Consider the following 9505-nt stretch of genomic DNA (forward strand, 5'->3'; position numbering starts at 1 on the left):
TCCGCCACAGCTTTCACACTCATATCCGTAGTACGATACAGTTCCACCGCCGCGGCATACTGTTCCCGACAGTCCGGACGCACTCCCCGCCGGATATTATCACTGATACCCAGTCTGATGCGGTACTCCTCCCGACGTTTCAGCACTTCGGAATAATGCACCCGCATGAAATTGGCCAAAGCCGTAGCGTTCACCCCGAACTTCCGGGCTACCTGCGATACGTTCAGGTCGATGTACCGGATGGAATCGCATGCCTGTACCGCTTCTTTATACTTCCGGTGTGCCAGACAGCTCTGCCCGTCCGCCGTATAGAAAGGAACCTCCTGCGCATTCTTCCCTTCTGTCTCTATACCGTACCTGCGAAGCATCAGTTCCCGCCAATAGCGGCGCAGATAAGCCCGCAGCGCATGTTCACTCTCTCCACACGTTGCAGCAATCTCCCGTACAGAGGCATCCGTATCGGCATAAAGCGACACCGCCGTTTCGTACCGGCGGTGCAGGGCATACCGCTGACGGATACGGGAACGTTCCCTGGCGGAAAGTTGGGTAAGGTCTTCTATTGACAAACGAGATTCTTGCATAAGTTCCGAAATATCAGGTTCCTGTTTTTAAAATGCCAGCGTCGTACGTATCTTTTCGTAGGCTGCGTCTTTCAGCAGCACCGTTTTACTGCCGTCCAGCAGGTAAAGCGACGGCATCGCCTTCAGGTCGTACAGTGCCCCGGTCTTCACCGCCTCGCGGTCGGTACCCACCGTCCATCCTTCGGGCATGTCGGGCAGGGCTTTTAGCCATGTCTCCTTGTTGCCTTCGGTATAAACGGCCAGGACACTCAACTTGCCGGCCCGTACGGCTTCGGCCAATGCCGTATCGGCTGCCATTTGTAGCAGCACCTCGTGGCACGACTCACACTCGGGGTCGTAGAACATCAGCAGCAGACGATCGTTCTTCACCGGTGTGGTGGCCAGTGTGCGGTGTGTACCGTCGGGCTGGTAATAGGTAAAGTCCGTAGCCTTATCCCCTACGTTATTGCGCCTTACCAGCTCCAGCTTGAAGCGGTAAGCGGAACGCATCGCATCCGTCTGTGGCAACTTGCCGAGTAACACCTCCAGATACATTCCGTAGAGCCCTTCGTTGTAGAAAGGTGAGTTGGGGTTGAAGAGGTAGTCATCCGCCGTTTGGGTCAATACCTTGCGGGCGTGGTCTTTCCCGACGAACCCCGCGCACCAGTTCTCCAGGCTCTCACGCGTCAGTTCCTCCGGCGTAGTGCCGTCCAGCAACAGGGCGATGAAGTTTACAAAGCCCTGCTCCGTCACGTCGCGGTTGTTCACCAGCGTGGTGTCGGCAAAGTCGAACTGCTCCCAATAGTGAATGAGCAGCTAGGCTTTGCGAGCTTCCGGCTCCGTCAGAGTGGCGGGGATTTCGGGGAAAGGGAATACCCGCGCCTGCACTACGGTTGAGTCCGTAGGTGCAGACTCCCTTGCCTCTGCCTTGCCCGGTTTGGCACGGCAGGAGGCAAGAAGCAGTATAAGGCCTATCAATAATCCGTATCTGTTCATCGTCCGAAAAAACTAATTCGTCGGGAATGTGAAATTAGCAGGAACGTCGCGGACGCAACGGATCAAAACCTGATTATTAATTTGTTGCGTTTCTCCTCCAGGACAATAAATCAGTGAAGAGAATGCGAAGCCATAACGTACACTTTGATTTGTAAACTGCGTACAACAAGCAACATCATTACCACCATAACCATCTGGTTTAGGACTTAAAAGACCGGCCGCATTCATTGCCGACAACTCCACCAGATTAGGAACACGCCAATCGGTATATCCATCCTGATCATAACCAGCACATGGATTTTTCATTGTACCGTTATTAGAATAACGACCGCCATTCCAAGTAACCGTACCATCATAACCAATAATGTCACCCAAAGTATAAGTATATGTATAACCTTGCCCAAGATTTTCTGTCCTTAGAAAATTATCTGCCACAAAAATTCCATAATAGAAACTGTTTGCATCACCGTCTTCATTGTGAATTTCCAGCGATCCGGACGCTCGCTGACGATAAAGACTTGAAACCAGACGGTCTTTAAACACTATAACATCAGGCGAAGTGTTTTCATAATACTTATATGTAGCATCAGATACCACATCATTTATCCTTGAGATATCTGTTGCCGGTAAATTGCGAATACAGCGGATAGGAAATGGACCACTGCCTGACCATTGGTCTACAGGGCCATACGAACCCTTTTCTATTGCCCAATATACTCTCTTAGCATCTTCACTACTGGTATAGTAAAGCGCACCGTCGTTTACATAACTTGTTGGATAGACTGACTTGTTCATCGTTGTCTTATCACCCATATACAATTGGGCTGCACTAGAAATGCCATTATTACCAATACCCATACGGATATACTCATTGAGCGACGGCAAGAACCAACGTATCTCATTCTCATCAATCTGTCCGTTGCCGTTCAGGTCACGGTTACGCGACATACATGCTGAATAAGCATTTTTATAGGCATTACTCAACTTATGCTCTGTCCGATTAGTTCCTACAGATGCTGTCCAACCATTGTAAGAAAGATTAATGTACTTCGACCAATCAGGCAAAGATGAAGCTTCTATCAAAATCTTTTGATTTTTCCGTCCATCATTATCAGTTAGACCAGTTGTAGAAATTGGTGTTCCAAAGGCTATTGACAACGGTGTTTCATTATACGTTTCCATACCAAAAGCATTAATACTTGACAATTCGTCATTATAGAACGTCTGCATAGCCAGCTGAGTAATGTAGGAGTGAATCTTACTATAGGAACTATTTCCGTCGTCGGATGTTTCAGTACTCATGGCGATAATCATTTCACGAGGCATTTTATTTGTCATTCTGCTCCATGACGTTGCCTTTGCTCCTGTCAGCGGATGACGCAGGTAGTAATACTCGTTGACGAAGGCCGTGAAGCGGGCTACATAATCATTACTGTTTTGAATAACTATAATTTTAAAATTCGTAAATTCTGGCGTTGTTGATGGTGTATTATGTTCACTTGTATATATTTCTTTAATGGCCTTGCCCATTTCAACAATCATATCATAAACATCTATAAGTTTTGTAGGATTACCATTTCCGTGATTAGTTTCACCATCCGCACCGGCATAGTATTCTTTATTATTCATTTCATTGTCATCCGTTTTTTCTCCTGTAAGATCTTCCTTAGCCCAAGACGATATGCCGGGATATGCGGAAATCATATTTTCATCTGTCTGCGGCAAGAACTCGATCCACTTGTAGTCAAAGCCCTTTTCTGGAGTAGCATCAGTACCGGCACCTGCAAGTACGTTGGATTTAGCTGTAGCGGCGGCATCGTCAGCGTCTTGTCCACTCTTGTCTCTCACTGCATCCGCATAGATTTTATACGGGCTGAGTGTACCGCGCTTGTTTCTGACAGCATAAGGTTCACTATCCAAATATGCGTGTGTATAATTCATCATTTCTGACTGAATGGTGAGATTCAACTGGTTGGCAATAGCATCATCAAGCTCCTGACCAACCAATCCCTCCCGTAAGCTATTGGCTATATCAGAGAGGTTATATTCCAAATATACCTGTTCATAGTGAGCATCCAGATTATAGCTGTATTCAGTGTTTCTTCTATCATAAACGGAGCCTTCGGCGCCTGACTGTTTTTCCTCCCCGTTGTCACTTATAGCTTCCACTATGATATTGTTAACACCGAGTACCTGAACATTATAGGTATAACTGTAATTGCGCATTACTGAAAAATCAGTAAAGTCGCGACGTTGATCTGTGGATTTACCAAAGTCTCCCAGATGGATAGTATATTCAACATTTGCAGTAACGTCCTGATCCTGTTGTTTATCTACTGTTGCTTTTCCTTCATAGATGCCACTTATGACCACGAACGTACTGTTTTGGGGGGCATTGGCCCATTTTTTATCTTCAGGCAAAGCTCCGCTTACACTTGTACCGCTTTCTTCTACTTCCCATTTATCACGGTCAGCATATTCATCAATATACTTTCCTTTTTCCTGAATATTTTCAGGCATGTAAAAGTCAAAGGTATATTTCCCTTCCTGTGCCGTACCAATATTTTCAGAGGCTGTATTGATATAAGTCACCCCTTCCACTTCTTTAGTCAGGGAATAATCTGTTTTGCCTTGCAAATCGTTTATAAGATAACTTTTTGTAGGAATGTTATAAACACGGTAGGAGGTCGGCGTGAAAGTGCCTTGTGCTTTATCGGGATCGGGATTTGCAGCAATATTAAATGTAATGTTGGCCATTGCCCGATTCATCTTTACAACAACCTGATTAGTTTGATCACCATATTCTCCATAAGTTACTTTGTTGTCCGGTCCAAAAACCACATTCTCATTCCAGCCTGATATGAACATCTGGGACGAAGCTGTGATATGAAACGGTTGTACACCGTCAATAAGGTCTTCGCGAAGACTAACAATTAAGGATTTTACCTGATTAAAAGAATATTGTTTTTGATAAGCGACAGTCAATTGATCGATGACTTTGCCCCAGTAACCACCTTCTGCAACATTAGCCACTGCCAGCAGTTTTTTTCTACCGCTGGTTGTCTTGAACTCTACATTATACAAGCGATTCTTAGTATCATTATCAATTGTATTAGATTTTACAGTAAGCGTATTAATGTCGTGATAATTTGTTACCACATCTTCAAACTGTCCGTCTTTATCATCAAATATAAAAATCACTAAATCATTGAGATAAGAATAATCACTACCACTAGCTTTGGTATCAACCACGATATTGGAAGTATTAGATCCAGAAAGCTTGAGACTGACGGTAATGGGTACACCTTCTACAACATCACTATTGTTCTTCACCAAATCATCATCCATACAGCCAACAAAGGTTAGCAGCATAGCGCCGGCAAACAACAGGCCGACAGACCATGTATGTAGTATTCTTTTTGTATTCATATCGTATCCTCCTTCATCGTTTTATTCAAAAGCGGGAACATCCATTGTTTTCCCATCCCATGCATTTACCAAAATATTGAATGTTACAGTCTCTTTCTTTTTCAAAGTAGCTATCACCGTATAGTGGGTATTGCGACGAATATTGAAATCTAAATCTGTTCCTGTTTCATCTGCGACTGCTGCTGTATAAGACTCACCATTCAAGGTGAATGAAAACTTCAGTGCATTAGTTTCCTTATTGTCTTCTGTAGTGAATAATCTCTCCGGGAAATAGATTTCTTGACTGGTATGTAAAACATAAGATTGACCGTCCTGTTCTATAGTTCCTTTTCCTAGAACCAAATCAATATTTACCTCCGCATCATTTGATGTCCAGTTCGCATCTTGACTCTCATCCCATAAAGAATAATAACTAGGATAGGTAACCTCCAATACAGGATTATCCCCAACTTTGGCAGAATTTGTTTGATCAATTATCTTCAACTGTACTTTCGCGAAGCAACGCACCAGCTCTATATTGTTTATGGTGTTTTCACCCGGCCTAAGTGTTGTACGAACGGACGTGGTCATCAGAATGGGGAGTTGGTTCGTTGCTCCCGGCTCCATTCTAGTATAGGCAATGACACAATTCATCAATTCATCTTTAGTCCATGATTCCGCACTCAAAAAGGCACTTAATGTTCTGGCTGTTGACTGTGTATCATGTACGTTATAGCCATCCTCATTTGCGACGAAATAAAAATCACATACACCGCCTTGGAAAGCATCTTCCATGGTCTGGGTAATATTAAGTACACCATTTTCTATTAAAAAATCTGTAGTAGAATGTTGTTCATTGCATACGACCACACCTTTTTCATCAAACCCAATGATACGTAAGGTCTTGATATATTCATCATAATCACCATCTGTTGGAACGGTCGTTGTTACTCCACGCACCGTAATGGAAAGCGTAGATTTACCGGAGGTGTCTTCCTCCATCGCCGGATCGTTGATGCAGCTGGCGACGCTGCCTGCCAGCAGGGAGGCAAGCAACGGGAAGAACAGCCAATTATATATAGAATGCTTGTTTATCATAATTCCTTGGTATTTAGCATAAACAATTTCGCTTATAATTCAATGTCTTTGTCAATCAGGGTCCAGCCATTGACAACGATGGTAATGGCCGACCATGGGTCTTCTGGAACCGGTGTTGGGTCAATTCCCGGATCGTCCGGCTCATCAGTTCCCGGATCGTCCGGTTCGTCTGTTCCCGGATCGTCCGGTTCATCCGGTTCATCCTCATGTTCGCACTCGAAGAGGAGCTCGATGAGGTAGCGGTCCTCGCGGTCGAGGGCTTCCTGGGTCTGGTATTTGTCCAAAAGGGTGATGAGTCCGTTCGGACCGGTCAGGGCACGGTCGTAAACCGTGGTGCCTTCGACGTTGCGTATCACGAGACGTGCGTCGGCGTTATCCTTCATCAGACGTAGTTCGGAGAAATCGGCCACGTAAACATGTTCCTGTTCGGTAGGATAGACTTCCATCTCGCCGTGGAAGTAAGGATTGTACCAGTCGGGGAAATGTCCGGGCAGGTAGGTCACTTCCTGCTTGTCGACGATACGGTTCAGGAAATCGTGCGTCGTATTGTTATCTATCAGGGTAGCGGTAATGCCCTGCGCATGTTCGGGACGGGTGCAATACCCTTCCGTCATGCCTTTCTCGCGCCAACGTACCACTACGCGTACATCGTTACGGTTCTTCATCAGGTCGATGGGAACAACCTGGTCTTCGCCGTTGACCACAGTGACCTGTTGCGGTGTACAGCCGTGGAACAGGGAGTCGGTAAGCATCTCAATCTCGGTGGTTCGGGCGGTCTGGGTCAGCGTCATGCGTCCTTCGTTCAGAAGGTCGGCTTCGTCATCGTAGTTGTGGTCGGTTTCATCCCCGTAATGGTTTCCCCACACCACAAACTGGTAATTGCCTCCGGGCAATTCAATCTCTTTGGTATAGTTTTCGGCAAATTTTGGGGCAGCCTCTTCGGTAATCTGCTGTACGAAATGACCGGCCTCGTCGAACACGAACACATCGACCTTGCGTACCTGCTGACTGAAGAGGTCCACGTATGTACCGTCGTCTTCCTGTGTATTGTGCATGGTATAAGTCAAGGCCAGACGGAGGGTTCCGGTGGTCGGGTCTGGATCGGGATCAGGGTCTGGATCGGGGTCCGGATCCACATTGGTAGGACAGTCCGACAGGTCGTCCTTGATACATCCGGACAAGCAGCCTGCCGATAGCAGCAGTCCGAGAAATAATAGGAATAGCTGATGTGTCTTGTTCATTGTTTCTTTCTTTTATAAATTAAAGAGTTTGGTGATATAACCTGCAAGTGGCCGGATCTGAAGTCCGGCTACCTGCAGGTGGTTAGGGATTATTGAAGTTCAATAGGACGATCGATAAAATTCCAAGGCTGTACAGTCAAAGTGATAGCCACGTCGGTTGGAGGAGTAAGAGGTTGTTCCGGATCAATTTGTGGTTCACTCGGCTCACCCGGTAATGTGATACCTGTAATTTTCAGATTGTACCATGTATTACGAACTACAGGGGAGGTCGTTACTGTGGTGGATTGATCTGATGTTTCTTCCGTCTCATTTATCCAAATCGGGCCGAACCAGCATACACCCTCTTCGTATTCAGCTGAAATAGATTCTACACCCGCAGGCAACTTACCTGTATTTCCTGCAAGTTTTTGATAGTTTTCTAAATCTGTTTTCATCAGATAATTTCCGGCTAAACTTCCTGTCTGTACCACATAGAAAGGAGCACCAGCAGCAAGAGTATTTGTTTTTAATGGTTTGACGTCATCAGCACAATCCACTACGTTTGTAGGTTTGAATGTGGTTTGCAACGTAAGATAAGTAGTGTTTTTTTGTTTATAACTATTTGCAGCATGTATATTTTCCAAACAATATGCTGGAGTAGCACCAGTGTGATCACCTGTAGTTGCAACAGCTACGTTCTTTACGGTATAAGTCCAAGCATTGTTGGGAATTTCAACTATTGTACTCTGAGCCATACGATAGGCCATAGTTGCTCCACCCATCAGATTAAACGTAGTTTTGGATATTTCTCCTCCAGCTGCGTTATTATTACCACTGCTCAACGTAAGATTATTACAAGTCATCGTAACCTTGGCAGCCACACGCTCTACATTGATTGTAAAGTTATTTGCTGTAGCATCAGTTCCTGCCAATGCTTCTTCTTCTGTAACACCGTCCGCAATATCGAACGTTTCTTTCTTTACACTGGCCATCAAGAAGCTTTCAGAATTAGGAGTAGTATTGGCAAACTCATCTACTCCAATTGCAACTCCGGTGTTGAAATAAGCATCAATAGATGTTCCTACTGTAGGTTCTGTAGTTGGATTCACTACAACATAGAAATCGTGTGGTCCGGGAGTCGTTTGTAGGACATATTTATTGTTGGATGTCCCTTTCGGAGTTTCAGCAATCTGACTGATATTACCACTTGCGGCCAAGATGACATAAGCCTTATTGATTTTCTGTTCGGCCGCTGTCCCTGTTTCTGTTGTTGCTCTTGTTTGAGTCTTACTGAAATCAATGGTAAATCCCACATACGTAGTATCTTCGTTCTGTGCTCCATTGGAGTCACCTCCTTCTACTAAATCATTTTCTGTGCAGGCAATGAGGCCTAGCCCCATAACTGCCAATAAAAATAACCTGCTCAGTTTCATACTTGTAATAGATTAAATGAATAATATGTTTTTTAAGTGCATCTTCTATGAATTATTTCCCCAACAGTTCCAACGCCTCCTTTACTTTGGCGGCACTTTCTTCTGCCGGTGCATATCCTGCCTGTACGGCCCGGCGGAAAGCCTGTTCGGCCTGACGCTTGTCACCGCTCTTGTAGTGGGCCACGCCCAGTAAGTTAAGCGAGGCGCCGTCCTGCGTGTCTTTCAGCAGGGCGATGACTTTGGTGTAGCGTCCGGCATCCACCGCAGCCAGAGCAACGTTATAGCGCAAGGCTACGTTATCAGGATAGGTACGCAGGGCGGTGTCGAGCGCCTTGCGGTAAGCGTCGGTATTACGTCCGTAGCTGTCGGCCACGCGCTGCATCTCCGCCGCGCTCAGCAGATCAGGACGAGTCTCCAGTATCTGGCGGGCCTCCTCGGGCGTGAAGTTGCGGACGGTGTACTCGATGCGGTAGTCGTTGCGGCGCAACGGGGCATAGAGTTCGTCAATCAGGTAGCGGTAATCGTCGGCAGAAAGCTGCTGACGGATTTTCCACTCGCAGGCATCGATGTTATCATTACACTGGGCAATGGCTTCCTGTACCTTCGCACGGGCCGGCCAACCCTCGGCTTGCGCTACCTGCGCCACAAAACCGTCCCAGTCTTCACCCTTCCAGGCTACATGCCACAGATCCTTCGGCAGGTCTTTGTTGTGCTTCTGCACGTAATCGGCAAAAGTCTGCGCACGACGTTGCGACAGTTTTTCATTATAAGCCATCGAGCCTTCGGGCGA

At 46.1% G+C, this 9505-nt stretch carries 6 protein-coding genes and 2 pseudogenes; all 8 read right to left on the reverse strand.

Annotated features, from left to right (window positions below; all coding sequences use genetic code 11):
* A pseudogene (locus tag C510_RS16755) lies at positions 1–581 on the reverse strand (hypothetical protein); the annotation flags it as partial.
* Between the two features lie 27 nt (positions 582–608).
* Positions 609–1376, reverse strand: coding sequence for a DUF5106 domain-containing protein (locus tag C510_RS16760; protein WP_342341886.1), 768 nt, complete (start codon positions 1374–1376; stop codon positions 609–611).
* Positions 1377–1556 carry a DUF5106 domain-containing protein gene (locus C510_RS17800; RefSeq protein WP_244870490.1) on the reverse strand — a complete coding sequence of 60 codons (180 nt, stop codon included), beginning with the start codon at positions 1554–1556 and terminating at the stop codon, positions 1377–1379. It abuts the gene before it with no gap.
* Positions 1557–1568: 12 nt separating this feature from the next.
* A complete protein-coding gene (locus tag C510_RS0115645; protein ID WP_018712209.1) occupies positions 1569–4985 on the reverse strand; it encodes a DUF4906 domain-containing protein in 3417 nt (1138 codons plus the stop codon).
* A gap of 21 nt (positions 4986–5006) precedes the next feature.
* Positions 5007–6062: a fimbrial protein gene (locus tag C510_RS0115650; RefSeq protein WP_018712210.1), complete on the reverse strand. Its 1056-nt coding sequence runs from the start codon at positions 6060–6062 to the stop codon at positions 5007–5009.
* A 32-nt stretch (positions 6063–6094) separates the two neighbouring features.
* Complete coding sequence (locus tag C510_RS0115655; protein ID WP_018712211.1) at positions 6095–7303, reverse strand: FimB/Mfa2 family fimbrial subunit; 1209 nt, start codon at positions 7301–7303, stop codon at positions 6095–6097.
* 89 nt (positions 7304–7392) lie between these two features.
* Positions 7393–8715 carry an Mfa1 family fimbria major subunit gene (locus C510_RS0115660; RefSeq protein WP_018712212.1) on the reverse strand — a complete coding sequence of 441 codons (1323 nt, stop codon included), beginning with the start codon at positions 8713–8715 and terminating at the stop codon, positions 7393–7395.
* Positions 8716–8767: 52 nt separating this feature from the next.
* Positions 8768–9505: pseudogene (locus C510_RS17560) on the reverse strand (DUF3868 domain-containing protein); the annotation flags it as partial.

The organism is Phocaeicola barnesiae DSM 18169 = JCM 13652, from assembly GCF_000374585.1.
Taxonomy (GTDB): Bacteria; Bacteroidota; Bacteroidia; order Bacteroidales; family Bacteroidaceae; genus Phocaeicola; species Phocaeicola barnesiae.

Excerpts from the sequence above, each read along its gene's own strand:
- C510_RS17800 (WP_244870490.1), bottom strand. The coding sequence starts at position 1,556 with ATGAACAGATACGGATTATTGATAGGCCTTATACTGCTTCTTGCCTCC.
- C510_RS0115645 (WP_018712209.1), bottom strand. The coding sequence starts at position 4,985 with ATGAATACAAAAAGAATACTACATACATGGTCTGTCGGCCTGTTGTTT.
- C510_RS0115655 (WP_018712211.1), bottom strand. The coding sequence starts at position 7,303 with ATGAACAAGACACATCAGCTATTCCTATTATTTCTCGGACTGCTGCTA.
- C510_RS0115660 (WP_018712212.1), bottom strand. The coding sequence starts at position 8,715 with ATGAAACTGAGCAGGTTATTTTTATTGGCAGTTATGGGGCTAGGCCTC.
- C510_RS0115650 (WP_018712210.1), bottom strand. The coding sequence starts at position 6,062 with ATGATAAACAAGCATTCTATATATAATTGGCTGTTCTTCCCGTTGCTT.